This window comes from Plantibacter sp. lyk4-40-MEA-4 (genome assembly GCF_030209415.1).
In the GTDB taxonomy this organism is placed as follows: Bacteria; Actinomycetota; Actinomycetes; order Actinomycetales; family Microbacteriaceae; genus Plantibacter; species Plantibacter flavus_A.
Window position 1 is genome coordinate 25,813 of the sequence record NZ_JARVSA010000009.1, and the last position, 26,415, is coordinate 52,227.

The following is a 26,415-nucleotide window of genomic DNA, read 5'->3' on the forward strand; positions in this document are numbered from 1 at the left end:
CCGCTCAACAGGACTCAGGACACCCCCGTGGCCAGAAACCCCCTCGCCCCCGACTGGCTCGCCGAGCCCGTCGATCCGAACGCGCTCGATTCGGCCGTGTGGCCGGCCTCGGCCGCCCGCGACACCGACGGCCTCCTGCAGCTCGGCGGCGTCGACGTCCGCACGCTCCAGGAGCGCTTCGGCACGCCCCTCTACGTCGTCGACGAGGACGACGCCCGGGCCCGCGCCCGCACGCTGAGAGAGGCGTTCGAGCGTGAAGCGGCGGCCCGTGGCACGAGTGTCGCCGTCTACTACGCGGGGAAGGCGTTCCTCTCGGCCGAGGTCGCGCGCTGGATGACGGCGGAGGGCCTCCGCATCGACATCTGCAGCGGTGGAGAACTCGCCGTCGCACTCGCCGCCGGAACCGACCCGGCCCAGCTGGGCTTCCACGGCAACAACAAGTCGGTCGCGGAGATCGAGCGAGCCGTGGGTGTCGGGATCGGCGCGATCGTGCTCGACAGCCTCACCGAGATCGACCGCGTCGCCGCGGCGGCCGAGCGCGCCGGCCGGGTCCAGTCGGTGCGCCTGCGCGTGAACAGCGGCGTCCACGCCCACACGCACGAGTACCTCGCGACCGCCCACGAGGACCAGAAGTTCGGCCTGCCGCTCGAGGACGCCGCCGACGCCGTCGCGCGCATCCGGTCCCACGCCTCGCTCGACTTCCTCGGACTCCACTGCCACATCGGCTCGCAGATCTTCGGGTCCGACGGGTTCGCCGAATCCGCCGCCCGCCTGCTCGCCGTGCACGCGCGCCTGCTCGAGGGCGGCCCCGTGCCCGAGCTCAACCTCGGTGGTGGCTTCGGCATCGCCTACACCAGCGCCGACGACCCGACGCCGATCGCGCAGCTCGCGGCGGACATCCTCGCCGGTGTCCAGGCTGCGGCAGACCTCCACGGCGTCCGGATCCCGAAGCTCGCCTTCGAACCGGGACGCGCGATCATCGGCGGCGCTGGCATCACGCTCTACGAGGTCGGCACGATCAAGGACGTCGTGGTCGCCTGGAACGACGAGGGTGAGACGGCCGTCCGACGCTACGTCAGCGTCGACGGTGGAATGAGCGACAACGCCCGGCCGTCGCTGTACGGCGCGGACTACACGGTCCGGATCGTCGACCGCGTGAGTGAGGCGCCTCCTGCGCTCGTCCGGATCGCCGGCAAGCACTGCGAGTCGGGCGACATCGTCGTGAACGCCGACTACCTGCCGGCCGACGTCCGCGACGGCGACCTCCTGGCCGTCCCCGCGACCGGGGCCTACTGCTGGTCCCTCGCGAGCAACTACAACTACCTCGGTCGCCCGGCCGTCGTCGCCGTGTCGGGTGGCGCGGCCCGCGTCATCGTGCGGGGCGAGACCGAGCACGACCTCCTCAGCCGCGATGCGGGATTGGACACGGAATGATCGAATACCGCGGACTGAAGGTCGCCCTGCTGGGCGCCGGATCGGTGGGCTCGCAGGTGGCGCGTCTGCTGCTCGAGCACGCCGACGAACTGGCGTCCCGCGCCGGAGCGAGCCTCGAGCTCATCGGCATCGCCGTGCGCGACGTCGACGCACCTCGCGACGTCGACCTGCCGAAGGAGCTGTACACGACCGATGCCGAGCAGCTCATCCTGAGCGCCGACATCGTGATCGAACTCATCGGCGGCATCGAGCCGGCGCGCAGCCACATCCTGCAGGCCATCAACGCCGGTGCCGACATCGTCACCGCCAACAAGGCGCTGCTCGCGACGCACGGCCCGGAACTGTTCGACGCCGCTGAGCAGGTCGGCGCCCAGCTGTACTACGAGGCGGCCGTCGCCGCGGCGATCCCGATCATCCGACCCCTGCGGGAGAGCCTCGCGGGCGACCGCATCAACCGGGTGCTCGGCATCGTCAACGGCAGCACGAACTACATGCTCGACCGGATGGACCGCTTCGGCGACACGATGGAGGACGCGGCAGCCGTCGCGAGCGAGCTCGGGTACCTCGAGGCCGACCCGACCCTCGACGTCGAGGGCTACGACGCGGCGCAGAAGGCGACCATCCTCGCGAGTCTCGCCTTCCACACCACCGTCCCCGTCGAGGCCGTCCACCGTGAGGGCATCACCGGCATCACGAAGGCCCAGGTCGACCTCGCCCGCAGCGAGGGCTACGTCATCAAGCTGCTCGCGATCGCGGAGCGGATCGTCGATGAGACGACCGGCGAGGAAGGCCTGTCCGCCCGTGTCTACCCGGCCCTGATCGGTCGCGAGCACCCACTGGCCGCCGTGCACGGCGGCAACAACGCCGTCTTCGTGGAGGCCGAGAACGCCGGGAGCCTGATGTTCTACGGCGCCGGCGCCGGGGGTAAGGAGACCGCCTCCGCGGTGCTCGGCGACCTCGTCTCCGCGGCCCGTCGTCACGTCGCCGGCGGCCCCGGTGTCGGCGAGTCCACGCACGCCGACCTGCCGGTCCTCGAGATCGGCCGCGTCACGACGCGATACCAGGTCACCCTCGAGGTGGCCGACGAACCCGGCGTGCTCGCCGCGGTCGCGGGGATCCTCAGCGACGGCGGCGTCTCGGTCGAGACCTTCCAGCAGTCCGTGGCCTCCTCGGACGGGACGCTGTCGACCGCTACCCTGGTCATCGGCACCCACCGGGCGCTCGAATCGGCCCTCGCGGCCACGGTCGAGCAGCTCGCCTCGAACGCCCATGTCGAGCGGGTCGTGTCCGTGCTCCGGGTCGAAGGAGCCGAGTAGGTGCCGAACCGCACGACCCCCGACCGCGTCGCTCGACGACCTCTCACCAGATTGCAGGCATCCCTATGAGTCACACCGAACCGCTTGCGATCGGACGCACCGTCACCGTGAAGGTGCCGGCGACCACCGCCAACCTCGGCCCCGGCTTCGACACGCTCGGTCTGGCGCTCGCCCTGTACGACGAGCTGACCGTCACGGTCCGCGAGGAGCCCGGCGTGTTCGTGGAGGTCATCGGTGTCGGCGCCGGCGAGGTGCCGACCGACGCCTCGAACCTCGTGATCACCGCGATCGCGCACGCTCTGCGTGCCTACGGCCACGATCTCCCCGGTCTCGACGTCGTCGCCCGGAACGTCATCCCGCACGGCCGCGGCCTCGGTTCCTCGGGCGCCGCGATCGTCTCCGGCATCATGGCGGCAAAGGGGCTCCTCGAGGGTCGGGTCGAGCTCGGTCCGGACGACCTCCTCCGGCTCGCGACGGAGATGGAGGGTCACCCCGACAACGTCGCTCCGGCGCTGTTCGGCGGCCTGACGATCGCGTGGACGACGGACGACGGCCCACAGCACAAGAAGCTCATCGTGCACCGCGGGGTCTCGCCGCTCGTGCTCGTCCCCGAGCACACGATGTCCACGGAACTCGCCCGCAGTCTGCAGCCCGCCAACGTGCCACACGCCGATGCGGCGTTCAACGTCTCGCGTTCGGCCCTCCTCGTCGCCGCGCTCACGCAGAGCCCCGAGCTCCTGCTCGCGGCCACCGAGGACCGACTCCACCAGAGCTACCGCGCCGCAGCGATGCCCGAGACGAACACCCTCATCACGCTGCTGCGCGAGCGCGGCTTCGCCGCCGTCGTGTCCGGCGCCGGTCCGTCGATCCTCGTCCTCGCGGACGATCCCGGACGACGCCTCGAAGCCACCGCGCTGGTCGCCGAGCACGCCACCACCCCGTGGCAGTCGCTCATGCTCGCGGTCGACTTCAAGGGTGCTACAGTGGGAGGGCACCCGGCCCACCCCGCCTCTTCGGCGTAACCGGCTTCCGGGGCAATTCCGCACAATCATCGCTTTCGCACCAATTGATCGCGTCTGTTCGGGTCCCACCGTGTTTCCATCCTGCTGAGCAGCGCTCCGCCGGGTCGTCGCACCGGGCTATCCGCACAGGCTCTGCGTCGTGTGAACATCACCCACCCGCCGCACAGGATTCCGGTGCGATCGCCGCCTGCGCGAGACAGCTCTGTCTCGACGCAAGGGAAGGAAGACACACGTGACAGACGTCAACGAAGGCGCCTCGGGCGTCTCGCTGGATGCCGACCCGAAGACGCTCAAGGTCGCCGACCTTCAGCGTCTCGCCGCCGCTCTTGGAGTGGCCGGAGCCTCCAAGCTCCGCAAGGGCGAGCTGGTCGAAGCCATCCAGACCATCCAGAACAGCACCGACACCGACACCGACGCCGCGGCCACCGAGACCGCCGACGTCATCGAGTCGGTCTCCGCGCTCGAAGTCGCGCCGGAGGCACCGGTGCAGTCCAAGCTGCCCGAGCTCGACCTCGCGCTCGACCAGGCCTTCGGTGCCGAGAAGGCGGCCCCGCCGGCGCGACGCAAGTCCCGCCGGGCCACGACGGCCACCGTCGCCCCGAACGCGACCCCGATCGTCGGCGCCCCCGTCGTCGAGGCACCGGCTGCGCCGGCCGCCGCACCCGCCCCGGTCGAGGCCGAGGCACCGTCCGCTCCGGCCGACGCGGCTCCCGCCGAGCAGTCCGACGACGCCGCCGCGACCGCTGCGTCGCAGAGCGCCGACGAGACGACCCCCGAGCAGACGCCGAGGCGTTCGCGCGGCAACCGCCGTGGTCGCGGACGCGATCGCGACCGCAACACCGACGACGCCGAGCAGAACACGGCTGAGCAGGGCACCGGCGAGCAGGCCGGCGGCGAGCAGCGCCGCGCCGCACAGAACGCCTCCGAGCAGGACTCGAACGACGACGCCGCGAACACGGACGCCGACGACACCCAGGACGGCGAGCAGCAGGACGGCCAGTCGTCCGGCGGACGTCGCGGTCGCGGCCGTGGGCGCAACCAGAACAACGGTGGCCAGAACAACGGTGGCCAGAACGCCGACGCCGGCCAGAAGGCCGACGCCAAGCAGGAGCAGCAGGGGCAGAACCGCGGCAACCAGGGCGGTCAGGGCAACCAGGGCGCACCGGGCGACGAGTCCGAGGGTCGTGGCGGCCGCAGCCGCTACCGCGACCGCAAGCGTCGCGGATCCGTGCAGAACGACGACGTCGAGCCCGAGATCGCCGAGGACGACGTCCTCATCCCGGTCGCCGGCATCCTCGACGTCCTCGACAACTACGCCTTCGTGCGCACCTCCGGCTACCTCCCGGGCACCAACGACGTCTACGTCTCCCTCGGCCAGGTGAAGAAGTACCACCTGCGCAAGGGCGACGCCGTCGTCGGGGCCATCCGTCAGCCGCGCGACAACGACAGCAGCAGCCGCCAGAAGTACAACGCGATCGTCAAGGTCGACTCCGTCAACGGCCTGTCCGTTGACGAGGCCGGCGCCCGCGTCGAGTTCGGCAAGCTGACCCCGCTGTACCCGCAGGAGCGCCTCCGTCTCGAGACGGAGCAGACGAAGCTCACGCAGCGCATCATCGACCTCGTCGCACCGATCGGCAAGGGACAGCGCGGCCTGATCGTCGCCCCGCCGAAGGCCGGGAAGACCATCGTCCTGCAGCAGATCGCCAACGCGATCTCGATCAACAACCCTGAGGTCCACCTCATGGTCGTGCTCGTCGACGAGCGTCCCGAAGAGGTCACCGACATGCAGCGCACGGTGAAGGGTGAGGTCATCGCCTCCACCTTCGACCGGCCGGCCGAGGACCACACGACGGTCGCCGAACTCGCGATCGAGCGTGCCAAGCGTCTCGTCGAGCTCGGCCACGACGTCGTCGTGCTGCTCGACTCGATCACGCGTCTCGGTCGTGCCTACAACCTGGCCGCACCCGCCTCGGGTCGGATCCTCTCCGGTGGTGTCGACGCCGCGGCGCTGTACCCGCCGAAGCGCTTCTTCGGTGCCGCTCGCAACATCGAGAACGGTGGATCCCTCACGATCCTCGCGACCGCGCTCGTCGAGACCGGTTCCAAGATGGACGAGGTCATCTTCGAGGAGTTCAAGGGCACCGGCAACTCGGAGCTCCGGCTCTCGCGCCAGCTCGCCGACAAGCGGATCTTCCCGGCCGTGGACGTCAACGCGTCCTCGACCCGCCGCGAGGAGATGCTGCTCGCCCCCGACGAGGTCAAGGTCACCTGGAAGCTGCGTCGTGCCCTCGCCGGCCTCGACCAGCAGCAGGCCCTCGAGGTCGTCCTCGGCAAGCTGAAGGAGACCACGTCCAACGTGGAGTTCCTCGTCCAGATGCAGAAGTCGATGCCCGCACCGACCTCGCACAGCCACGGACACGAGAACAACCACCGCTAGCGGTCCCGACCGACCCCATCCGTACCCGCGCCGCACCGGCACCGGGAACGGGTGGGGTCGGTCCCGTTTCGCCCCCGGTGCCGCATGATGGTGATGAAGGAAGAGAACGATGTTCGAATCAGTTGAGACGCTCGTCGCCGAGCACAAGGATCTCCAGGACCAGCTCGCCGACCCGGCGGTCCACGCCGACCCCGCGCGGTCGAAGAAGATCAACCGCCGCTACGCCGAGCTGTCGAAGATCATCGCGGCCTACCACACCTGGCAGGCGACGCAGGAGGACCTCGACGCCGCTCGGGAACTCGCCAAGGAGGACGAGGCGTTCGCCGAGGAGGTGCCGGTGCTCGAAGAGCTGCTGGTGACCAACCAGGAGAAGCTCCGCCGTCTCCTCATCCCGCGCGACCCCGACGACGGCCGCGACGTCATCATGGAGATCAAGGGTGGCGAGGGCGGCGCGGAGAGCGCGCTCTTCGCCGCCGACCTGCTCCGGATGTACCTGCACTACGCGGAGTCCAAGGGGTGGAAGACCGAGCTCCTCGAACGCACCGAGAGCGACCTCGGCGGCTACAAGGACGTCCAGGTGGCGATCAAGTCGAACGCGACCGACCCGTCGCAGGGGGTCTGGGCGCACCTCAAGTACGAGGGCGGCGTGCACCGCGTGCAGCGTGTGCCGGCCACCGAGTCCCAGGGCCGCATCCACACCTCCACCACGGGTGTCCTCGTCTTCCCCGAGGTCGATGAGCCGGAGGAGGTCGAGATCAGCCAGAACGACCTGAAGATCGACGTCTACCGGTCGAGCGGCCCCGGCGGTCAGTCGGTCAACACCACGGACTCCGCGGTGCGCATCACCCACCTGCCGACCGGCATCGTGGTGTCGATGCAGAACGAGAAGAGCCAGCTGCAGAACCGCGAGGCCGGTATGCGCGTCCTCCGCGCACGGATCCTCGCGCGTCAGCAGGAGGAGCAGGCGGCGCTCGACAGCGCGGCGCGCAAGACGCAGATCCGCACGATGGACCGCTCCGAGCGCATCCGCACCTACAACTTCCCCGAGAACCGCATCGCCGACCACCGGACCGGGTACAAGGCGTACAACCTCGACGGCGTCATGAACGGCGCGCTCGGTCCGATCATCGAATCGGCGATCACCGCCGATGAGGAAGCGCGCCTGGCCGACATCGGCGACCAGGACTAGGACTCGAGAGCGCAGTCGTGGTCGTCATCCCTCTCGGATGACGACCACGACTGCGCTTTCGTCGTTCAGCCGATGCGCAGTCGTTTCGTCGCGACCTTGTCGGCGAAGAACCGGTCGTGGCTGACCACGACGATGGCGCCGGGGAAGTGCACGAGTGCTCGCTCCATCACCTGCGTGCTCGCGAGGTCCAGGTGGTTCGTCGGCTCGTCGAGGAGGAGCACCGAAGCTCCGGAGAGCAGGCACTGGGCCATGGCGACGCGGGCGCGCTGCCCACCCGAGAGCATGCCGATCTTCTGCTTGAGGTCGGCGTCCGAGAACTGGAACATGCCGAGGAAGCGGTTCACCGACTTCTTCGTCGCCGCGAAGGCGAGGCTGTCGGGCATGGCGCCGACGGCGTGCGCGACCGTGTCAGTGAGGTCCAGCTCGTCGACCATCTGGTTGTAGGACGCGTATCGGACCCCGCCGGTCCACGTGACGTGACCGGCGTCGGGGCGTTCGTCGCCCTCGAGGATCCGGAGGAGCGTGGACTTGCCCGCACCGTTCGGTCCGTGGACGACGATGCGTTCGCGGCGGCCGATCTCGAGGTCGAGCCCGTCGAACAGCGTGTGGTCTCCGTAGGCCTTCGTGAGCCCCTGGATCCGGCAGAGCGTGTCCTTGATGTGCAGGCCGCCGTAGATGTCGGTGATGATGTCGTCCACCGGACGCGGCGGCCTGGCCTTCTTGATCTTCGCCAGCTGTGAGGAGAGGTCCTTCTTCCCGGCGGCCTTGGCCGCCTCGCGACGGTCCGAGATGCCCTCGGCCTCGAAGGCGAGCAGTTCGGACTCGTGGACGAACTGCGCCTCGAGGCTCTTGAGCCGGAACTGCTTCTGGACGACGTACTCGTCGAAGCTGCCGGGGTACTCGTGGAGGTGGAAGTTCTCGACCTCGACGATGCGGGTGACCACGGCGTCGAGGAAGGTCCGGTCGTGCGAGACGACGATCGCTGCGCCGCGGAACGAGCCGAACCAGGATTCGAGCCACTCGACGCCCGCGACGTCGAGGAAGTTCGTCGGCTCGTCGAGGAGCAGGACGTCCGGGCGCTCGAGGAGGATCTTCGCGAGCGCCGCGCGGTTGCGCCAACCCCCGGAGAGCGAGTCGATGGGGAGCACGCGGCGCGCGGCGTCGAAGCCGAGCGTGGTGAGGGCGGTGTCGATGTGGCGCTGGTAGTCCCAGCCGTCCTGGCGCTCCATCTCCTCGAAGAGCTCGGCCTGCCGTTCGATGAGCTTCGTCATCCCGTCCAGGTCGTTCGGGTCGGCGGCGATCGCGGCGTCGATGGATGCGAGTTCCGCCTCGATGGCGTGGATGTGACCGAAGAGTCCTTCGAGGACCTCGGTGATGGTGGCGCTACCGTCGAGCTCCGAGAACTGCGAGAAGTACCCGATCCGCGTCCCGTCCTCGATGGTCACCGTGCCCGAGTCCGGCTGGAGCTGGTCGAGCGCGAGCTTCAGGAGGGTGGACTTGCCTGAACCGTTCCTGCCGATGAGCCCGACCCGGTCGCCTGGCTCGAGCCGGAAGAAGACGTCGCGGAGCACCGGGCGTTCCTCGAACCGGACGGTGACGTCGTGCAGGCGGATGAGACTCATGGGGACCTCTCGAGGAGCGGGATGCGGGTGGGATGCGGGAGTTCGTCGTCCGGGGGAGGCGCGGGCGACGGATCGCCTCACCGCTCGCGGATCAGATGTGGTACTCGGGATCGAGCAACGCGAGGCCGTGGGCGCCGCTCCCGCGCGGGCGCTCGACCGCGGGGACGCCGAGCAGCAGACTGCGGGGTGGGCAGGCCTTGGTGACGACGGCGTTCGCGCCGACGATGGTGCCCGCACCGATCCGGATGGGCCCGAGGATCTTCGCCCCGGCACCGACGGCGACGCCGTCACCGATGGTCGGGTGGCGCTTGCCGACGCCGCGGCTCTTCCCGCCGAGGGTCACGCCGTGGAAGATCATGACGTCGTCGCCCACCTCGGCCGTCTCACCGATGACGACGCCCATACCGTGGTCGATGAAGAACCGCCTGCCGATCCGGGCGCCCGGGTGGATCTCGATCCCGGTGAGGAACCGGGTGAACTGCGAGCCGAACCGGGCGAGGGTGCGGAAGCCGCGCCGCCACAGGCGATGGTGCAGCCGGTACGCCCAGACGGCGTGCAGGCCGGAGTAGCTGAGCGCGATCTCGATGGTGCCGCGGGCCGCCGGATCGTGTGCGCGTGCGGCACCGATGTCCTCGCGGACCCGCGACAGCATTCCCATGCGTCGAGCCTAGTCGCGCAGGTCGTCGTACATCGTCGTCGACAGGTAGCGCTCGCCCGCGTCGGGGATGATGACGACGATCGTCTTGCCGGCCATCTCCGGACGGCGTCCGACCTCGAGGGCGGCCCAGACGGCGGCGCCGGAGGACATGCCGCCGATGATGCCGTCGTCGGTCGCGAGGCGTCGTGCGGTCGCGTAGGCCGTGTCGGTCTCGACCGGGATGATCTCGCTGAACAAGGAGGTGTCGAGGATGTCGGGCACGAAGTTCGGGCCGATGCCCTGGATCTTGTGTCCACCGGCACGACCCTCGCTGAGCAGCGGGGAGTCCGCGGGCTCGACCGCGATGATCTGCACGTCGGGGTTGTGCTCACGGAGCCAGCCGCCGACGCCGGTGATGGTCCCGCCCGTCCCGATGCCCGCGACGAACGCGTCGACCGTGCCGGCGGTGTCCTCCCAGATCTCGGGCGCGGTCGTCCGTCGGTGGATGGCGGGGTTCGCCTCGTTCTCGAACTGCCTGACCCAGACGGCGCCGGGGTTCTCGGCGACGATGCGCTGCGCCTCCTGCACGGCGTTCGCCATCCCCTTCGTCGGATCGGTGAGGACGAGCTCGGCACCGTAGGCACGGAGGAGGGTCCGGCGTTCCTTGCTCATCGAGGCGGGCATCGTGAGGATGACCCGGTAGCCCCGCGCGGCTCCCACGAGGGCGAGCGCGATACCGGTGTTCCCGCTCGTCGACTCGACGATGGTCCCTCCGGGCTGCAGCTGGCCCGAGGCCTCCGCCGCATCGACGAGCGCGATGCCCAGGCGGTCCTTGACACTCGATCCGGGGTTGTAGAACTCCAGCTTCGCCAGGACGGTCGCGCCGACGCCCTCGGCGATGCGGTTCAGGCGGACGAGCGGGGTGCGGCCGTAGGCCTGGGTGATGTCGGTGTAGACGGTGCCGGTCACGGTGTTCCTCTTCCTCGAACGGGGCTCGGTTCAGCCTACGACCTGGTCGATCGGCGGTCTCCCGTGTGACGAGGAGGGTCGACGGCCCGCGGCCGCATCGAGGCGGTGGGGTAGGCTCGGTGCGGCCCACCCGACCAGGCCGCCCCAGATGATGACCTCGCTCATGCCCAGCACCCCTTCCGCCGCCGCCGCAGACACCCCGTCAGCCGGCCACCCTGCGACCGTCGAACTCGCGCGCCAACACGCCGTCGAGATCCTCACCCGCGCGGCCGTGCCGTCACCCGACGTCGACGCGGAGCTCCTCCTCGGACACGTGCTCGGCCTCGGTCGCGGTGCCGTGCAGGCCGCGGCGATCACCGGTCGCGTGCTCGACGCCGAGGAGCGCACCGTGTTCGCCGAGCTGGTCGAACGTCGGGCCGCGCGTGAACCGCTGCAGCACATCACGGGTCGTGCCGCGTTCCGTTCGATGGAACTCGCGGTCGGACCAGGCGTCTTCGTGCCGCGCCCCGAGACCGAGTCGGTCGTGCAGTTCGCCATCGACGCGCTCCGGGCGGTGCCGATCCCTCGGCCCATCGGCGTCGACCTCGGCACCGGCAGTGGAGCGATCGCGCTGGCGATGGCGACCGAGGTCCCGAACGCGGCGATCTACGCGACCGAGAACTCGGTCGAGGCCTTCATCTGGGCGAAACGGAACTTCGCCGAGTCCGGTGCCGACAACGCCACCGTCGTCTTCGAGCACCTCGCCGACGCCTTCCACGAGCTCGACGGCTCGGTGGACGTCGTGATCTCGAACCCCCCGTACGTCCCGGACGACGCGATCCCACGCGATCCCGAAGTGCGTCTCCACGACCCCTCGGCCGCGCTGTACGGCGGACCGGACGGTCTCGACGTGGTGCGCCAGGTGTCCGCGACCGCGCAGCGGCTGCTCCACCGGGGCGGCACGCTCATCATCGAGCACGGCGAACTCCAGGGGCAGGCCATCCGCGAGCTGCTCACGGCCGACGGCTGGCACGCCGCGGCGACGCACCGCGACCTCACCACCCGCGACCGCACCACCATCGCGATCCGCTGACCCGTCGCGGCCGGAGGTCGGGTCAGGGGGTGGCAGCCACGAACGCGTCGACGGCGGCGTCGAGTCCCGCGACGTCGAAGGCACCTGAGGCGTCCTTCGTCAGTCGGAAGGCGTGCATCCCCACGGCCTCGGCACCCGCGCAGTTCGCCGCGGAGTCGTCGATGAGCATGGTGCGACCGGGTGCGACGCCGTACCGGCTGAGCGCCCGGGTGTAGACGCGGGGCTCCGGCTTCTCCGCTCCGAGGACGGCCGACACGAGGTCGTTCTCGCCGAGGAGGGCTGCGGCCTCGGGAGCCAGCTGCGCGAAGGAGTCCCGGAACGGGATCGGATTGTTCGACAGCAGGGAGACCGTGCCGAGGGTCGAGGCGCGGGCGAGGGTGGCCAGGACGCCGGGAACCGGTGTCATCGCCGCCGCACGGGCCTCGCGCCACTCCGCGAGGGTCAGCGGGTATCCGGTGACCTCGGCGAACACCGCCAGGTAGTCGTCACTGGTCGGGTACTCGCCGATGTTGGCCGCGGCCTCGTGCCCGCCGACCCACCACTGCTTCGCGAGCCGGTACTGGCTCACGCCCGTCAACCGCGAGAGCGCCGGAAGGCGTTTCCGGAAGTCGTAGTCGTACAGGGTCTTGTCGCAGTCGAAGAAGAACACACGCTCTGGCACCACTCCAGTATGCGGCCCCGGGCTCCCAGGACCGGACGCGGGCAGCACGTAGACTGACCAGGCGCGTCGGGCCCACGTCCGACGTGCCTCGGCGGTGCCGTCCCCGCCGCCGGAGAGGGTGAACCGTGGACCGTCCTGTGACCGCCTGCATCGTCATGTACCGGAACGATCGCGACAAGCTGCGTGCGGCCATCGACTCGACCCTCGGAAGCCCGCTCGTCGAGACGCTCTACCTCGTCGACAACTCGCCGACGGACGAGCTCCGCGACCTCGTGGACGACCCGCGCATCGAGTACCTGCACAACCCCTCGAACCCCGGCTTCGGCGCCGCCCACAACCTCGCGATCGCGAAGGTCCTCGGGCGCTCGAAGTTCCACATGGTGGTCAACCCGGACGTGTACTTCGAGCCGGAGGCGGTCGAGGAGCTCCACGAGTTCATGCTCGAGCACCCCGAGGTCGGGCACGTCATGCCGAAGGTGCTGTACCCCGACGGCTCCCTCCAGTACCTGGTGAAGCGGAACCCCTCCGTCTTCGACCTCTTCGCCCGCCGGTTCCTGCCCGGTCCGCTGAAGCCGCTCGTCGCGAAGCGCATGGCCCGCTACGAGTACCGCGACATCGACGAGAACCCGGCGCACGACTACAACAAGACGATGTTCGACGTGCCCTACCTCTCGGGGTGCTTCATGTTCCTCCGGACCTCGACCCTGCACCGCGTCGGCTTCTTCGACGAGCGGATCTTCATGTACATCGAGGACGCCGACCTCACCCGACGCTTCCTCCAGGTGTCCCGGACCGCGTATTACCCCGGCGCGACGATTTACCACCACTTCGCGAAGGGCTCGCATCACAACCGGAAGCTGATGTGGTACTCGATCCAGGGGGCCTTCGTGTACTTCCGCACGTGGGGATGGTTCGGACGATGAGCCGGGTGCTCGTGACCGGTGCGACCGGCTTCATCGGGACGAACCTCGTCCCCGTCCTCGAGGCGGCCGGCCACGAGGTCGTGCCGTTCTCGTTACGCGGGTGGACGGGGGAGCCCTTCCCCGCGGACGTCGACGTCGTGGTGAACCTCGCCGGGAAGGCGCACGACCTCGACGGCACCGCCTCTCCCGAGGTGTACCGCAGGATCAACACCGACCTCGCCGAACGTGCGTACGTCGCCTTCCTCGCGTCGGACGCCACCACCTTCATCCAGCTGAGCAGCGTCGCCGCGGTGAACGAGGCGACGGTCGACGGCGTGCTCGACGAGTCCGCCGAGCCCCACCCTGTGACGCCGTACGGGAAGTCGAAGCTCGCAGCCGAGCGGCTCCTGCTCGCCGTCGAACCGCCCGCCGGTCGCCGGACGATCGTCCTCCGTCCGACGATGGTGCACGGGCCGGGGGACAAGGGCAATCTGCGCCTCCTGTTCGGTCTGCTCTCCCGCGGCATCCCGTACCCGCTCGACGCCTTCCGCAACGAGCGCAGCTTCGTGTCGATCCAGAACCTCACGTGGGCGATCACGAGCATCATCGACACGCCCACCGTCACGACGGGCGTGTACCTCGTCGCCGACGACGAGCCCGTGTCGACGGGGCACCTCGTCACCCTCATCGCCGAGGTCACCGGTCGCCGGGTCCGTCGCCTGGCGCTCCCACCGGCCCTCGTGCGGTTGGCGGCCGCCGTCGGCGATCGCGTCCCCGCCGTGCCGCTCAACTCCGGGCGTCTCGCCAAGCTCACCGAGGACTACCGCGTCTCCGGTGCCCGACTGCTCGGTGCACTCGGGCACGAGCGCATGCCGACGGCGACGGACGACGGTCTCCGGTCCTCGATCGCAGCCCTCGCCGCGGAGCGCGGTGCGCCCGGCCCCGACGCGCAGTCCGTGCGCAGCGAACGCGGAGCCGGCGATCGGTAGGATCGACACGTTATGACCTCCACGCTCCCCGACGCCCCCCGTAGATGGACGCAGGCGCCCGGTCCTCGTTTCGCCGCGAAGACCGCCCTCGACGCACTGTGCTGGGTGCTCGCCATCGTGGTCGCCCAGCTCGTCCGGTTCGAGCTCGAGTACGAGCGCGTGGCCCTCGTGGGGACGGTCCTCCTGTGCGTCATCGCCGTGGTCGCCCAGCTCGTCGTGGCCTACCTGTGGAGCTACTACCACGGCCTGCACAGCTTCGGCAGCTTCTATGAGGCGAAACAGCTCATCGTCGTCGCGCTGATCGTCACCGCGATCCTCATCGCGGTCAACGCGGTGTTCGGCGTCGCGTGGGGGGTTCCACGGTCCACCACGGTCATCGCGTTCCCGTTCGCGATCGTCTTCATGGGCATCACGCGCTACGTCAAGCGACTCTTCGTCGACAGCCGCAGCCGGCCGATCGAGGCGCAGCGCGTCCTCGTCTACGGAGCCGGTGCGCTCGGGATGTCGATCATCCCTCGGCTCATGCGCGACCCGCAGTCGCCCTACCTCCCGGTGGGTGTCATCGACGACGACCCCTCGAAGCGCAACTTCCGCATCGCCTCCGTCGCCGTGGTCGGCACGGGAGCCGACCTGGTGGCGGCCGTCAAGCGCACCGGGGCGCAGGCGCTCATCATCAGCATCGCGGACGTCGACAACGACTTCATCCGCCAGGTCAGTGAGCGAGCCGACGAGGCGAAGCTCCGGGTGCTCGTCGTGCCGCCCATCGACACGATGCTGGCTCCCGGGACGGGCGAGAGCGCGCCGAGCCTGCGCGACCTCAACGTCGAGGACTTCATCGGCCGCAACACCGTCGACCTGCAGGTCGAGAGCATCGCGGGGTACCTGACCGGCAAGCGCGTGCTCGTCACCGGTGCCGGCGGATCCATCGGCTCCGAGATCGCCCGGCAGGTCAACCAGTTCGGTCCGGCGGAGCTCGTCCTGCTCGACCGCGACGAGACGGGGCTCCACACCACGCAGCTCTCGATCTCCGGACACGGTCTGCTCGACACCAAGGAGGTCGTGCTCGCCGACATCCGCGATCTCCCCTCGCTCATGGAGATCTTCGAGGACCGCCGTCCCGACGTCGTGTTCCACGCGGCAGCGCTGAAGCACGCTCCGATGCTCGAGCAGTACCCCGACGAGGCCTGGAAGAACAACGTCCTCGGCACCCTGAACGTGCTGAACGCGGCACGAGCCGTGGGCGTCGGCACCTTCGTCAACATCTCGACCGACAAGGCCGCGAACCCGACGACCGTCCTCGGCTACAGCAAACGCATCGCCGAGAAGCTCACCGCCTGGATGAGCGCCCAGGAGACCGACGCACGGTACCTCTCGGTCCGGTTCGGCAACGTCATCGGCAGCCGCGGCTCCGCCATCCCGGCGTTCACCGCCCAGATCGAGGCCGGTGGCCCGGTCACGGTCACGCACCCCGACGTCACCCGCTTCTTCATGACGATCCCCGAGGCGTCGAAGCTCGTCATCCAGGCCGGCGCGATCGGCGACCCGGGCGAGGTCCTCATCCTCGACATGGGCCGTCCGGTCCGCATCCTCGACGTCGCCAAGCGCATGATCGCCGCGTCCGGCAAGGACGTCGAGATCGTGTACACCGGTCTCCGGCACGGCGAGAAGCTGCACGAGGTCCTCATCGACACCGACGAGATCGCCGACCGCTCGAAGCACCCGAAGGTCTCGCACACGCGGATCCAGCCGCTCGACCCGGCACTCCTCGACATCGCCGTCTGGCGGGAGACCATCGCCGACGAGGGCGCCGGCACCCACCACCTGGTGCAATGACGGTTGCCATCCTGGCGGGGGTGCTCGCGCTCGTCGTGAGCCTGCTATCCCAGCTCGCCATCCGCCCGATCCTCATCCGTCGGGCGGTCGTCGACACCCCGAACCACCGATCCATGCACGTCACCCCGACGATCCGCGGGGGAGGGATCGGCGTCGCGCTCGCGGTCGCCGTCGGTCTCGGTACGGCCGCGGTCCTGCTCCACAGTCTGCCGCTCTGGATCGTCGCCGCCGTGTCGATCGTCAACGCGGCCATCGGAGCCGTGGAGGACGTCCGCGGACTCCCCGTCCGGGTGCGCTTCGGCTTGCAGGTCGTGCTCGGACTCGTGGCGACCTGGGTGCTCGTCGTCTCGATGGCCGCGAGTTCCTGGTGGATCCCGCTCGGGATCGTGGCGCTCGTCGCCTACACGAACATCGCGAACTTCATGGACGGCGTCAACGGCATCTCCTCGATGCACGGCACGGTCGTCGGCGGGTTCTACGCCGGTCTCGGCGCCGTGGCCGGTCTCCCGGGCGTCACGGCAGCAGGCCTCGTCGTGGCGGCAGCGTTCCTCGGGTTCCTGCCGTGGAACCTCGCTCGGCGCCGGATGTTCCTGGGCGACGTCGGCAGCTACCTCCTCGGCGGCTCCCTCGTCGCGGTCGCCATCTACGCGGCCTTCAGCGGCATCTCCTTCGTCGCGCTGATCGGCCCGGTCCTCGTGTACGTCGCCGACACCGGCACGACGATCATCGCGCGCTGGCGGCGGGGGGAGCCGCTGCACGAGGCGCATCGCAGCCACGTGTACCAGCGGCTCGCCGCCGGCGGACTCGGTCACCTCGGGTCCACCGCCGTCGTCAGCGTCGCGACCCTCGCCACCGGGCTCCTCGGGGTGGTCGTCGCGACGGGCGCGTGGCCCCTCCAGGTCCTCGCCGTCCTCGGTGTCCTGCTCGTCCTCGCGGTCTACCTGTGCCTGCCCAGACTGCTCGGAAGACGCCCGAGGCTATGATTGAGCGTCGTCACCCCGATCATCCGGCCGACTGATCACCGATCGGCGGCCCCGTTCAGCCAGGACCCACCACATGCCGCAGACCTTCGATTGCCAGGATCACGCGCAGCTGCTCGCCGGGATGCGCCTGGCGCGGACGGCCCTGGCGAGGGGTGAGCTGGTCGTGCTCCCGACCGACACGGTCTACGGGGTGGCCGCCGACGCGTTCTCCCCGGCCGCGGTGCAGCGACTGCTCGACGCGAAGGGTCGGACCCGGCAGTCACCGCCGCCCGTCCTCGTCTCCGGTGTGAACACGCTCGAGGCCTTGGCGGCGTCCGTGCCCGATGCCGTGCACCGGCTCGTCGAGGCGTTCTGGCCCGGAGGCCTGACCATCGTGCTCGAGGCCCAGCCGTCGCTCGCCTGGGACCTCGGCGAGACCGCGGGCACGGTCGCGCTCCGGATGCCGTCGAACCCGGTGACCCTCGAACTCCTGCAGGACACCGGCCCGCTCGCGGTCTCCTCGGCGAACCTCACCGGCCGACCGGCCGCGACGTCCGCCGCTGCCGCGCTCGAGATGCTCGGCGATTCGGTCTCGGTCTACCTCGACGGCGGCGAGAGCGGCGAGCAGTCGTCGACGATCATCGACGCGACCCGACTCGGCACGGCCGACGAACGGATCGTCGTCCTGCGCGACGGAGCCGTCTCCCGCGAGGCGATCCGCGACGTGGTGGGCGATCTGCTCCCCGAGTCGCGCGAACCATGAACCAGTTCTCCGGGTACCTCATCGTGCTCGTCGTGAGCGCGGGCATCACCTTCGGCTTCGCCCACCTCGCGCGGCGCGTCGGTGTGAAGTACGGTCTCCACCCACCGATCCGCGAGCGAGACGTCCACCAGACGCCGACGCCGCGCCTCGGCGGGGTCGCGATGTTCATCGGCATCCTCGTCGCGTTCGGTGTGGCCTGGCAGCTGCCCTTCTTCGACCTCGTGTTCGCCGATCCGGAGCCGGTGCTCGCGATCCTCGGTGCCGCCCTGTTCATCGTCGGGATCGGCGTCGCCGACGACCTGTGGGACCTCGACTGGATGATCAAGCTCGCCGCGCAGTTCATGGCGGCAGGGCTCGTCGCCTGGCTCGGCGTGCAGATCTACTCCTTGCCCATCGGTGGCCTGACGGTCGGCTCGTCGTGGGTGTCCTTCTCGATGACGGTCTTCGCCATCGTCCTCGTGATGAACGCGATCAACTTCGTCGACGGACTCGACGGGCTCGTCGCCGGTGTCGCCGTCATCGCGAACACCGTCTTCTTCGTCTACACGCAGCTGCTCGTGACGTCCACCGGGGCGAGCGACTACTTCAACCTCGCTTCGCTCATCGCCGCGATCCTCGTCGGTGCGTGCCTCGGCTTCCTCCCGCTCAACTGGCACCCCGCCCGACTGTTCATGGGCGACGCCGGTGCGCTGCTCGTGGGGCTGCTCATGGCGACCTCCGCAGCCGCCGTGACCGGCCAGGTCGACCCGGCCGCCCTGGGCCGCACGCAACTCTTGCCCGCGTTCATCCCGATCCTGCTGCCGTTCGCCATCCTGGTCGTGCCGCTCGCCGACTTCGTCCTCGCCGTCCTCCGTCGTCTCCGCGCCGGCAAGTCGCCGTTCAGCGCGGACCGGATGCACCTGCACCACCGGCTGCTCGACCTCGGTCACAGCCAGGTGCACGCCGTCCTGATCTTCTACGGCTGGACGGTGGTCATCTCCGTCGGATGCCTGGCGTTCTTCGCCGCCCCGACGTGGCTGGCCGTGCTCTTCGTCTCCGTGGGCGTCGTCACCTGCACGGCGTTCACGCTCCTGCCGATCGGTCGCCGCAGGCGGGCAGACCGGCTCGCGCAGCGTGTGGCCGCCGGCGCTGAGGAGGCTCCCGGGTCGGCGCTGTACGATCGGCTCGACGAGGCCTCCGGGCAGCGCGACCCCGAGGCGCCCGTGAGCGGCGACACCCTCGACACCCTCGACTCTCTCGCCAAGAAGGACCAGCACCCATGACTCCTCCCGCCCAGGCCGGCTCGCACGTGAGCGCCAACCGGGTCTTCCGCACGGCACTCCGGTACAGCGCGCTCCTCGCGCTCGTGATCGCCGTCGTCGGGGGAGTGGTCGGCTGGAGCGTCGACGGTTCCCGCGGGCTGACGAGTGCGCTCATCGGCACCGCGATGGCGCTCGTGTTCCTCGGCATCACCTCGGTGAGCATCCTCTTCGCCAACCGCTGGTCCGGCCAGGAGTTCTTCGTCGGCATCCTGTTCGGGGTGGTGATGGGCAGCTGGCTCGTGAAGTTCGTCATCTTCCTCGTCCTGGGCTTCATCCTCAAGGACCAGCCGTGGGTCAACGCGCCCATCCTGTTCGGGAGCGTCATCGTGGGCGTCGTCGGATCGCTCGTGATCGACGCCGTCGTGGCCGCGAAGGTGCGGGTGCCCTACGTCTCGGACGACATCCTCCCGAAGGCGTCGCCGCACGACTCCGACCAGGGCTGACGCTGCGGACGCATCGTGGTCGCGCGGGAGCATGCCGGAACCGGTATCCGGGTCGCAGTCGAGGTCGCGGCTCGGAATATAGCCGTGGAATACCACCCCTGGGTTCGTCGGGGCCCGGTTTCCTTGCTAGACTCGTCAACGAATCCTCCCACTAGCACCGCTTCGGCGTGCGGCGAGGAGACATCCCCCCTGTTCGTCGCCGCGAGAGCTCTGCTCCACGCCCCCGAAACTGGAGATACGTGCTGTTCGCTAACGCCGTGCACCTGATCGCACCGATGGCCGCCGAAGATGGCGAGTTCCACGGTCCGTCGATCGACGAGTTCTTCCCCGACATCATCCTCTTCGAGGGCACGCCCTTCGCGATCAACCGGGTCATCCTGATCCGGTTCATCGCGGTGATCGCTCTCCTCCTGTTCTTCTGGCTGTCGACGCGCAAGATGCGCCTCGTCCCCGGCCGTGCGCAGAGCCTCGCCGAGATGGGGCTCGGCTTCGTCCGCGTCAACATCGCGGAAGACCTGCTCGGCAAGAAGGACGGCCTCCGGTTCCTGCCGATCCTGACGACCATCTTCTTCATGGTCCTCGCGATGAACCTGACGGGCATCATCCCCGGGCTGAACCTGGCCGGTACCTCGGTCATCGGTGTCCCGCTGGTGCTCGCGCTGGTTTCCTACGTCACCTTCATCTACGCCGGTATCAAGAAGAGCCCGGGCAAGTTCTTCAAGAACTCCCTCTTCCCCTCCGGGGTGCCGTGGCCGGTGTACATCATCGTCACGCCGATCGAGCTCATCTCGACCTTCGTCATCCGCCCGCTCACGCTGACGCTCCGACTCCTCATGAACATGATCGTCGGGCACCTGCTCCTCGTCCTGTTCTTCGCGGCGACGCAGTTCTTCATCGTGAACCTCGGCGGATGGTTCGCTCTGATGGGTGTCGGGACGCTGGCCTTCGGCCTCGTCTTCACCCTCTTCGAACTCCTGGTCGCAGTCCTCCAGGCCTACGTCTTCACCCTCCTCACCGCGGTCTACATCCAGCTCGCGGTCGCAGAAGAGCACTAATCGAGCCCGGCACCCGCCAGGTCTCACCCAACGGAAGGAAACAAACGTGGACGCAACTACCGTTCTCGCCGCCCTTGAAGGAAACATCGCGACGGTCGGTTACGGTCTCGCAGCCATCGGCCCCGCCATCGGCGTGGGTATCGTCGTCGGCAAGACGATCGAAGGCACCGCGCGTCAGCCCGAGCTGGGTGGTCGTCTCCAGGTCCTCATGTGGATCGGTATCGCCTTCACCGAGGCGCTCGCCTTCATCGGCATCGCGACCTACTTCATCTTCGTCTAAGCCCCCTTTCACATCTCCGAAGGAGGCAAGATGTTTGATGCAGTGATCATCGCTGCTGAAGAGGGCGCACCGACGAACCCTCTTATCCCAGCGGTCTACGACATCTTCTGGTCTGCCGTCGTCTTCATCATCATCCTCGGCTTCTTCTGGAAGCTGGTCCTGCCGAAGGTGCAGAAGCTCCTCGACGACCGCGCAGCGGCCATCGAGGGCAACATCGCCAAGGCCGATGAAGCGCAGAAGCAGGCCGAAGCGGCGCTCGAGCAGTACAACGCTCAGCTCGCCGAGGCCCGTCAGGAAGCCGGCCGCATCCGCGAGCAGGCTCGTGTCGAGGGTCAGACGATCCTCGCCGAGCTCAAGGAGCAGGCCACGGTCGAAGCCGCTCGCGTCACCGCGAGCGCTCAGGCACAGATCGAAGCCGAGCGTCAGGCGGCTGTCGTGTCGCTGCGTGCCGAGGTCGGCACGCTCGCGCTCGACCTCGCCAGTGGTGTCATCGGCGAGACGCTGAACGACGACGCGAAGGCCACGGCGGTCGTCGACCGGTTCCTCGCGGACCTCGAAGCGTCGGAGAAGGCAGCCAAGTAATGGGAAGCGCGACCAGAGAAGCACTCGCCTCGTCGAAGGAGGCCCTCGCCGCCCTCGGCGCCGGGGCCGATCTGGCCACCGCGGACGGACTGTTCGCAGCGGGCCGGGCCATCGGCGGCTCGAGCCACCTGAGCGCGGCGCTCAGCGACCCCGCAGCCGACGCCGGTGCCAAGCGCACCGTCGTCGAGCGGATCTTCGGCACGCAGCTGAGCGCTCAGGCGCTCGGCCTGCTGCAGACCGTCGTCTCCGGCCGCTGGTCCAGCGAGGCGGACCTGCTCGCGGGCATCGAGGAGCTCGGCCTCCGGGCCGCCTCGATCTCCGCCGGTGCGCAGGGCGACATCGAGGCCGAGCTGTTCGAGTTCGGGAAGCTCGTGTCGAGCAACCACGAGCTCGAACTGGCCCTCAGCAGCAAGCTCGGCTCGTCCGCTGCGAAGGGTGCCCTCGCGGCGTCCCTCCTCGCGGGCAAGGCGAGCCCGCAGACCGTCAGCATCGTCGGTCAGCTCGTGCAGCAGCCGCGAGACCGTCGAATCGGAGAACTGCTCCGGTACGCGTCAGGCATCGTCGCCGACCAGCAGGGCCTCGCGGTCGCCACGGTCACGGCAGCCGCACCGATCGAGGCGTCGCAGCTCCAGCGCCTCGAGCGCCACCTCGCCACGGCCTACGGCCGTCAGGTGAAGATCAACCAGGTGATCGACCCCGCCGTCGTCGGTGGACTGCGCGTGCAGCTCGGGGACGACGTCATCGACGGCAGCCTCGCTGCCCGACTGAACGACCTCCGTCTGCAACTGGCCGGATAACGGCCCGTGCAGCGCGGAGACCGGCCCGACGGTCTCCACAACTCAAGACGTTGATCCTGACGGATCGCACCTCTCGGAACCCCCGGGTTCCACAACCAAAAGGAACATGATGGCAGAACTCACGATCAGCCCAGACGAGATCCGGGATGCTCTCAAGGACTTCGTCAAGGCCTACGAGCCCGGCACCGCCGCGGCCACCGAGGTCGGACGCGTGATCGATGCCGCTGACGGCATCGCCCACGTCGAGGGCCTCCCGGGCGCCATGGCGAACGAGCTCCTCCGCTTCGCGAACGGCACTCTCGGCCTCGCGCTCAACCTCGACGAGCACGAGATCGGCGTCGTCGTCCTCGGTGAGTTCGACGAGATCGTCGAAGGCATGGACGTCACCCGCACGGGCGAAGTCCTGTCGGTCCCCGTCGGCGACGGCTACCTCGGACGTGTCGTCGACACGCTCGGCAACCCGATCGACGGCCTCGGCGAGATCGCCAGCACCGGCCGCCGCGCGCTGGAGCTCCAGGCTCCCGGCGTCATGCAGCGCAAGTCGGTGCACGAGCCGCTCCAGACCGGCATCAAGGCGATCGACGCCATGATCCCCGTCGGCCGTGGCCAGCGCCAGCTGATCATCGGCGACCGCCAGACCGGCAAGACCGCGATCGCGATCGACACCATCATCAACCAGAAGGCCAACTGGGAGTCCGGCGACGTCAACAAGCAGGTCCGCTGCATCTACGTCGCCATCGGCCAGAAGGGCTCGACCATCGCCTCCGTCAAGGGTGCGCTGGAAGAGGCCGGCGCGCTCGAGTACACGACGATCGTCGCCTCGCCTGCGTCCGACCCGGCCGGCTTCAAGTACCTCGCTCCGTACACCGGTTCGGCCATCGGTCAGCACTGGATGTACGAGGGCAAGCACGTCCTGATCATCTTCGACGACCTGTCGAAGCAGGCCGAGGCCTACCGTGCCGTCTCCCTCCTCCTCCGTCGTCCGCCGGGACGCGAGGCGTACCCGGGTGACGTCTTCTACCTCCACTCCCGTCTGCTGGAGCGTTGCGCGAAGCTGTCCGACGAGCTCGGCGCCGGTTCGATGACGGGTCTGCCCATCATCGAGACCAAGGCCAACGACGTCTCGGCGTACATCCCGACCAACGTGATCTCGATCACCGACGGCCAGATCTTCCTGCAGTCCGACCTCTTCAACTCGAACCAGCGCCCCGCGGTCGACGTCGGTATCTCCGTCTCGCGCGTCGGTGGCGATGCTCAGGTGAAGAGCATCAAGAAGGTCTCCGGAACGCTGAAGCTCGAGCTGGCGCAGTACCGCTCACTCGAGGCCTTCGCGATGTTCGCATCCGACCTCGACGCTGCCAGCCGCCGTCAGCTCGCCCGTGGCGCTCGCCTCACCGAGCTGCTCAAGCAGCCGCAGTACTCGCCGTACCCCGTCGAGGAGCAGGTCGTCTCGATCTGGGCCGGAACCAAGGGCAAGCTGGACGATGTCCCCGTCGAGGACGTCCTCCGCTTCGAGCGCGAACTGCTCGACTACCTGGGTCGGAACACCGAGGTCCTCACCACGCTGCGCGACACGAACGTGCTCGACGACGACACCGTCTCGAAGCTCGATGCCGCTGTCGACCAGTTCAAGCTCGAGTTCCAGACGGGCGAGGGCGCTGCCCTCGGTTCGGAGCAGGTCGAGGAGCTCCCGGTTGAAGACGTCAACCAGGAGAAGATCGTGAAGGGTCGCCGCTAGTCCATGGGCGCTCAACTCCGGGTCTACACGCAGAAGATCAAGTCTGCGCAGACGACCAAGAAGATCACGAAGGCGATGGAGCTCATCGCCGCGTCGCGCATCCAGAAGGCGCAGGCGCGGGTGGCGGCATCCGGACCCTATTCTCGTGCGATCACTCGTGCCGTGTCCGCCGTCGCGACGTACTCCAACGTCGACCACGTGCTCACGACCGAGCCGGAGAAGGTTGAGCGGGCTGCGGTCGTCGTGTTCGCATCCGACCGAGGCCTCGCCGGCGCCTTCAACTCGCAGGTCCTCCGTGAGGCCGCCGAGCTGACCGAGCTCCTGCGCAGCCAGGGCAAGGACGTCACGCACTACCTCGTGGGCCGGAAGGCCGTCGCCTACTTCACGTTCCGACGGATGCAGGCTGCAGGGGAGTGGGTCGGCAACACGGAGAACCCCGACTTCGCCACGGCGCAGGAGATCAGCGAATCCATCCTCAAGGCGTTCCTCACGGACGCCTCCGAGGGTGGCGTCGACGAGATCCACATCGTCTACAACCGCCTCGTGAGCATGATGACGCAGACCCCCGAGGTCGTCCGTCTCCTGCCGCTCGAGGTCGTCGAAGGCGTCGAGGAGCCCACCGACACCGCTGTGCTGCCGCTGTACGAGTTCGAGCCGGATGCCGAGAGCGTGCTCGATGCGCTGCTCCCGAACTACATCGAGAGCCGGATCTTCAACGCGCTGTTGCAGTCCTCCGCCGCGAAGCACGCCGCGACGCAGAAGGCGATGAAGTCGGCCAGCGACAACGCCGACAAGCTCATCACCGACTACACCCGCCTCCGCAACAACGCGAGGCAGGCCGAGATCACCCAGCAGATTTCCGAAATCGTTGGCGGCGCAGACGCGCTCTCGTCCTAGTCATCGCAACACGCACACGTATCTGTAGAGACAGAGAAGAGAAGAACATGACTCCCACCGCAACTGCCGAGCAGGGCGCTGCAGAGGTGAAGGCCGGCGCCGTCGGCCGCATCTCCCGCGTCACCGGCCCGGTCGTCGACATCGAGTTCCCGCACGACGCGATCCCGGGCATCTACAACGCCCTGAAGACCAGCGTCGTGATCGGCGAGCAGACGATGGTCCTCACGCTCGAGGTCGCACAGCACCTGGGCGACGACCTCGTGCGCGCCATCGCCCTGAACCCGACGGACGGCCTCGTCCGCGGCCAGGAGGTCACCGACACGGGTTCGCCCATCTCGGTGCCCGTCGGCGACGTCACCAAGGGCAAGGTCTTCAACGTCATCGGCGAGGTGCTCAACGCCGAGCCCGGCGAGCAGATCGAGATCACCGAGCGCTGGCCGATCCACCGCCAGCCGCCGTCGTTCGACCAGCTCGAATCGAAGACGCAGCTGTTCGAGACCGGCATCAAGGTCATCGACCTCCTGACGCCGTACGTCCTCGGCGGCAAGATCGGCCTCTTCGGTGGTGCCGGTGTCGGCAAGACCGTCCTCATCCAGGAGATGATCCAGCGCGTCGCGCAGGACCACGGTGGTGTGTCGGTGTTCGCCGGTGTCGGCGAGCGCACCCGTGAGGGCAACGACCTCATCCACGAGATGGAGGAGGCGGGTGTCTTCGAGAAGACGGCCCTCGTGTTCGGCCAGATGGACGAGCCGCCGGGAACGCGTCTCCGGGTCGCCCTCTCCGCGCTGACGATGGCGGAGTACTTCCGCGACGTCCAGAAGCAGGACGTGCTGCTCTTCATCGACAACATCTTCCGCTTCACCCAGGCCGGTTCCGAGGTGTCGACCCTGCTCGGTCGCATGCCGTCCGCCGTGGGCTACCAGCCGAACCTCGCCGACGAGATGGGTCTCCTCCAGGAGCGCATCACCTCCACGCGTGGCCACTCGATCACCTCGCTGCAGGCGATCTACGTCCCCGCCGACGACTACACCGACCCGGCACCGGCGACCACCTTCGCGCACCTCGATGCAACGACCGAGCTCTCCCGTGAGATCGCGTCGAAGGGTCTGTACCCGGCCGTCGACCCGCTGACCTCGACGAGCCGGATCCTCGACCCCCGCTACCTGGGTGCCGACCACTACCGCGTCGCCACCACGGTCAAGCAGATCCTCCAGAAGAACAAGGAACTGCAGGAGATCATCGCCATCCTCGGTGTCGACGAGCTCTCCGAGGAAGACAAGATCACGGTGTCGCGTGCGCGCCGGATCCAGCAGTTCCTCTCGCAGAACACCTACATGGCGAAGAAGTTCACCGGTGTCGAGGGTTCGACCGTTCCGCTCAAGGAGACGATCGAGTCGTTCGACGCCATCGCCAAGGGTGAGTTCGACCACGTGGCCGAGCAGGCCTTCTTCAACGTCGGTGCCATCTCCGACGTCGAAGAGAAGTGGGCTCAGATCCAGAAGGAGAACGGCTAG

At 68.7% G+C, this 26,415-nt stretch carries 24 protein-coding genes; 20 read left to right on the top strand and 4 right to left on the bottom strand.

The features are described from left to right. The first annotated feature begins 27 nt into the window (after positions 1-27). The 5 genes from lysA to prfA all read left to right on the top strand — a co-directional run bounded on the left by lysA (position 28) and on the right by prfA (position 7,398). A complete protein-coding gene (gene lysA, locus QRN44_RS14960) occupies positions 28-1,434 on the top strand; it encodes a diaminopimelate decarboxylase (RefSeq protein ID WP_285039534.1) in 1,407 nt (468 codons plus the stop codon). Next, complete coding sequence (locus QRN44_RS14965) at positions 1,431-2,750, top strand: homoserine dehydrogenase (protein ID WP_079002763.1); 1,320 nt, start codon at positions 1,431-1,433, stop codon at positions 2,748-2,750. Before lysA ends, QRN44_RS14965 begins: the two co-directional genes overlap by 4 nt. Before the next feature lie 65 nt (positions 2,751-2,815). Beyond that, entirely contained in the window at positions 2,816-3,772 is a 957-nt protein-coding gene (thrB, locus tag QRN44_RS14970; RefSeq protein WP_064295297.1) for a homoserine kinase, read from the top strand. A gap of 232 nt (positions 3,773-4,004) precedes the next feature. Continuing rightward, positions 4,005-6,209 (top strand): transcription termination factor Rho, encoded by a 2,205-nt coding sequence (rho, locus tag QRN44_RS14975; protein WP_285039535.1) that lies wholly within the window; start codon positions 4,005-4,007, stop codon positions 6,207-6,209. 109 nt (positions 6,210-6,318) lie between these two features. Beyond that, positions 6,319-7,398, top strand: a complete 1,080-nt coding sequence (prfA, locus tag QRN44_RS14980) for a peptide chain release factor 1 (protein WP_071262434.1) — start codon at positions 6,319-6,321, stop codon at positions 7,396-7,398. Positions 7,399-7,463: 65 nt separating this feature from the next. On the opposite strand, the gene QRN44_RS14985 is transcribed toward prfA, so the two are convergent. The 3 genes from QRN44_RS14985 to cysK form a co-directional block, all read right to left on the bottom strand. Beyond that, entirely contained in the window at positions 7,464-9,020 is a 1,557-nt protein-coding gene (locus tag QRN44_RS14985; RefSeq protein WP_285039536.1) for an ABC-F family ATP-binding cassette domain-containing protein, read from the bottom strand. 91 nt (positions 9,021-9,111) lie between these two features. Further along, the gene (gene epsC, locus QRN44_RS14990; RefSeq protein ID WP_079002761.1) at positions 9,112-9,678 is read right to left on the bottom strand and encodes a serine O-acetyltransferase EpsC; all 567 of its coding nucleotides are present in this window, start codon (positions 9,676-9,678) and stop codon (positions 9,112-9,114) included. A 9-nt stretch (positions 9,679-9,687) separates the two neighbouring features. Further along, positions 9,688-10,626 carry a cysteine synthase A gene (gene cysK, locus QRN44_RS14995; RefSeq protein WP_064295302.1) on the bottom strand — a complete coding sequence of 313 codons (939 nt, stop codon included), beginning with the start codon at positions 10,624-10,626 and terminating at the stop codon, positions 9,688-9,690. Positions 10,627-10,789: 163 nt separating this feature from the next. On the opposite strand from cysK, the gene prmC reads away from it, so the two are divergent. Next, positions 10,790-11,698 (top strand): peptide chain release factor N(5)-glutamine methyltransferase, encoded by a 909-nt coding sequence (prmC, locus tag QRN44_RS15000; RefSeq protein WP_285039537.1) that lies wholly within the window; start codon positions 10,790-10,792, stop codon positions 11,696-11,698. 22 nt (positions 11,699-11,720) lie between these two features. On the opposite strand, the gene QRN44_RS15005 is transcribed toward prmC, so the two are convergent. Then, entirely contained in the window at positions 11,721-12,359 is a 639-nt protein-coding gene (locus QRN44_RS15005; RefSeq protein WP_231884337.1) for an HAD-IA family hydrolase, read from the bottom strand. Positions 12,360-12,484: 125 nt separating this feature from the next. On the opposite strand from QRN44_RS15005, the gene QRN44_RS15010 reads away from it, so the two are divergent. The 14 genes from QRN44_RS15010 to atpD all read left to right on the top strand — a co-directional run bounded on the left by QRN44_RS15010 (position 12,485) and on the right by atpD (position 26,415). After that, positions 12,485-13,282 (top strand): glycosyltransferase family 2 protein, encoded by a 798-nt coding sequence (locus tag QRN44_RS15010; RefSeq protein ID WP_121291815.1) that lies wholly within the window; start codon positions 12,485-12,487, stop codon positions 13,280-13,282. After that, positions 13,279-14,250: an NAD-dependent epimerase/dehydratase family protein gene (locus tag QRN44_RS15015; RefSeq protein WP_285039538.1), complete on the top strand. Its 972-nt coding sequence runs from the start codon at positions 13,279-13,281 to the stop codon at positions 14,248-14,250. The genes QRN44_RS15010 and QRN44_RS15015 overlap by 4 nt, the downstream gene beginning before the upstream one ends. Before the next feature lie 12 nt (positions 14,251-14,262). Next, a complete protein-coding gene (locus tag QRN44_RS15020; protein ID WP_079002758.1) occupies positions 14,263-16,083 on the top strand; it encodes a polysaccharide biosynthesis protein in 1,821 nt (606 codons plus the stop codon). Next, positions 16,080-17,066: an MraY family glycosyltransferase gene (locus QRN44_RS15025; protein ID WP_121291814.1), complete on the top strand. Its 987-nt coding sequence runs from the start codon at positions 16,080-16,082 to the stop codon at positions 17,064-17,066. Before QRN44_RS15020 ends, QRN44_RS15025 begins: the two co-directional genes overlap by 4 nt. A gap of 73 nt (positions 17,067-17,139) precedes the next feature. Continuing rightward, positions 17,140-17,808, top strand: a complete 669-nt coding sequence (locus QRN44_RS15030; protein WP_064295307.1) for an L-threonylcarbamoyladenylate synthase — start codon at positions 17,140-17,142, stop codon at positions 17,806-17,808. Then, positions 17,805-19,070: an MraY family glycosyltransferase gene (locus QRN44_RS15035; protein WP_121291813.1), complete on the top strand. Its 1,266-nt coding sequence runs from the start codon at positions 17,805-17,807 to the stop codon at positions 19,068-19,070. Before QRN44_RS15030 ends, QRN44_RS15035 begins: the two co-directional genes overlap by 4 nt. After that, positions 19,067-19,552: a Cg1360 family ATP-synthase-associated protein gene (locus QRN44_RS15040; RefSeq protein ID WP_121291812.1), complete on the top strand. Its 486-nt coding sequence runs from the start codon at positions 19,067-19,069 to the stop codon at positions 19,550-19,552. The genes QRN44_RS15035 and QRN44_RS15040 overlap by 4 nt, the downstream gene beginning before the upstream one ends. A gap of 275 nt (positions 19,553-19,827) precedes the next feature. Continuing rightward, positions 19,828-20,607 carry a F0F1 ATP synthase subunit A gene (gene atpB, locus QRN44_RS15045; RefSeq protein WP_175117868.1) on the top strand — a complete coding sequence of 260 codons (780 nt, stop codon included), beginning with the start codon at positions 19,828-19,830 and terminating at the stop codon, positions 20,605-20,607. A 46-nt stretch (positions 20,608-20,653) separates the two neighbouring features. After that, on the top strand, positions 20,654-20,887 hold the full coding sequence (atpE, locus tag QRN44_RS15050; protein ID WP_064295310.1) for an ATP synthase F0 subunit C: 234 nt from the start codon (positions 20,654-20,656) through the stop codon (positions 20,885-20,887). Positions 20,888-20,917: 30 nt separating this feature from the next. Then, positions 20,918-21,469, top strand: a complete 552-nt coding sequence (locus tag QRN44_RS15055; protein ID WP_121291811.1) for a F0F1 ATP synthase subunit B — start codon at positions 20,918-20,920, stop codon at positions 21,467-21,469. Then, the gene (locus QRN44_RS15060; RefSeq protein ID WP_071262369.1) at positions 21,469-22,266 is read left to right on the top strand and encodes a F0F1 ATP synthase subunit delta; all 798 of its coding nucleotides are present in this window, start codon (positions 21,469-21,471) and stop codon (positions 22,264-22,266) included. The genes QRN44_RS15055 and QRN44_RS15060 overlap by 1 nt, the downstream gene beginning before the upstream one ends. Before the next feature lie 109 nt (positions 22,267-22,375). Continuing rightward, a complete protein-coding gene (gene atpA, locus QRN44_RS15065) occupies positions 22,376-24,004 on the top strand; it encodes a F0F1 ATP synthase subunit alpha (RefSeq protein WP_071262368.1) in 1,629 nt (542 codons plus the stop codon). A gap of 3 nt (positions 24,005-24,007) precedes the next feature. Beyond that, positions 24,008-24,901, top strand: a complete 894-nt coding sequence (locus tag QRN44_RS15070) for a F0F1 ATP synthase subunit gamma (RefSeq protein WP_064295314.1) — start codon at positions 24,008-24,010, stop codon at positions 24,899-24,901. Positions 24,902-24,948: 47 nt separating this feature from the next. Continuing rightward, positions 24,949-26,415 (top strand): F0F1 ATP synthase subunit beta, encoded by a 1,467-nt coding sequence (gene atpD, locus QRN44_RS15075; protein ID WP_064295315.1) that lies wholly within the window; start codon positions 24,949-24,951, stop codon positions 26,413-26,415.

Excerpts from the sequence above, each read along its gene's own strand:
- QRN44_RS14965 (WP_079002763.1), top strand. The coding sequence starts at position 1,431 with ATGATCGAATACCGCGGACTGAAGGTCGCCCTGCTGGGCGCCGGATCG.
- thrB (WP_064295297.1), top strand. The coding sequence starts at position 2,816 with ATGAGTCACACCGAACCGCTTGCGATCGGACGCACCGTCACCGTGAAG.
- prfA (WP_071262434.1), top strand. The coding sequence starts at position 6,319 with ATGTTCGAATCAGTTGAGACGCTCGTCGCCGAGCACAAGGATCTCCAG.
- QRN44_RS14985 (WP_285039536.1), bottom strand. The coding sequence starts at position 9,020 with ATGAGTCTCATCCGCCTGCACGACGTCACCGTCCGGTTCGAGGAACGC.
- epsC (WP_079002761.1), bottom strand. The coding sequence starts at position 9,678 with ATGGGAATGCTGTCGCGGGTCCGCGAGGACATCGGTGCCGCACGCGCA.
- prmC (WP_285039537.1), top strand. The coding sequence starts at position 10,790 with ATGCCCAGCACCCCTTCCGCCGCCGCCGCAGACACCCCGTCAGCCGGC.
- QRN44_RS15015 (WP_285039538.1), top strand. The coding sequence starts at position 13,279 with ATGAGCCGGGTGCTCGTGACCGGTGCGACCGGCTTCATCGGGACGAAC.
- QRN44_RS15020 (WP_079002758.1), top strand. The coding sequence starts at position 14,263 with ATGACCTCCACGCTCCCCGACGCCCCCCGTAGATGGACGCAGGCGCCC.
- QRN44_RS15025 (WP_121291814.1), top strand. The coding sequence starts at position 16,080 with ATGACGGTTGCCATCCTGGCGGGGGTGCTCGCGCTCGTCGTGAGCCTG.
- QRN44_RS15030 (WP_064295307.1), top strand. The coding sequence starts at position 17,140 with ATGCCGCAGACCTTCGATTGCCAGGATCACGCGCAGCTGCTCGCCGGG.
- QRN44_RS15035 (WP_121291813.1), top strand. The coding sequence starts at position 17,805 with ATGAACCAGTTCTCCGGGTACCTCATCGTGCTCGTCGTGAGCGCGGGC.
- QRN44_RS15040 (WP_121291812.1), top strand. The coding sequence starts at position 19,067 with ATGACTCCTCCCGCCCAGGCCGGCTCGCACGTGAGCGCCAACCGGGTC.
- atpB (WP_175117868.1), top strand. The coding sequence starts at position 19,828 with ATGGCCGCCGAAGATGGCGAGTTCCACGGTCCGTCGATCGACGAGTTC.
- QRN44_RS15055 (WP_121291811.1), top strand. The coding sequence starts at position 20,918 with ATGTTTGATGCAGTGATCATCGCTGCTGAAGAGGGCGCACCGACGAAC.
- QRN44_RS15060 (WP_071262369.1), top strand. The coding sequence starts at position 21,469 with ATGGGAAGCGCGACCAGAGAAGCACTCGCCTCGTCGAAGGAGGCCCTC.
- atpA (WP_071262368.1), top strand. The coding sequence starts at position 22,376 with ATGGCAGAACTCACGATCAGCCCAGACGAGATCCGGGATGCTCTCAAG.
- QRN44_RS15070 (WP_064295314.1), top strand. The coding sequence starts at position 24,008 with ATGGGCGCTCAACTCCGGGTCTACACGCAGAAGATCAAGTCTGCGCAG.
- atpD (WP_064295315.1), top strand. The coding sequence starts at position 24,949 with ATGACTCCCACCGCAACTGCCGAGCAGGGCGCTGCAGAGGTGAAGGCC.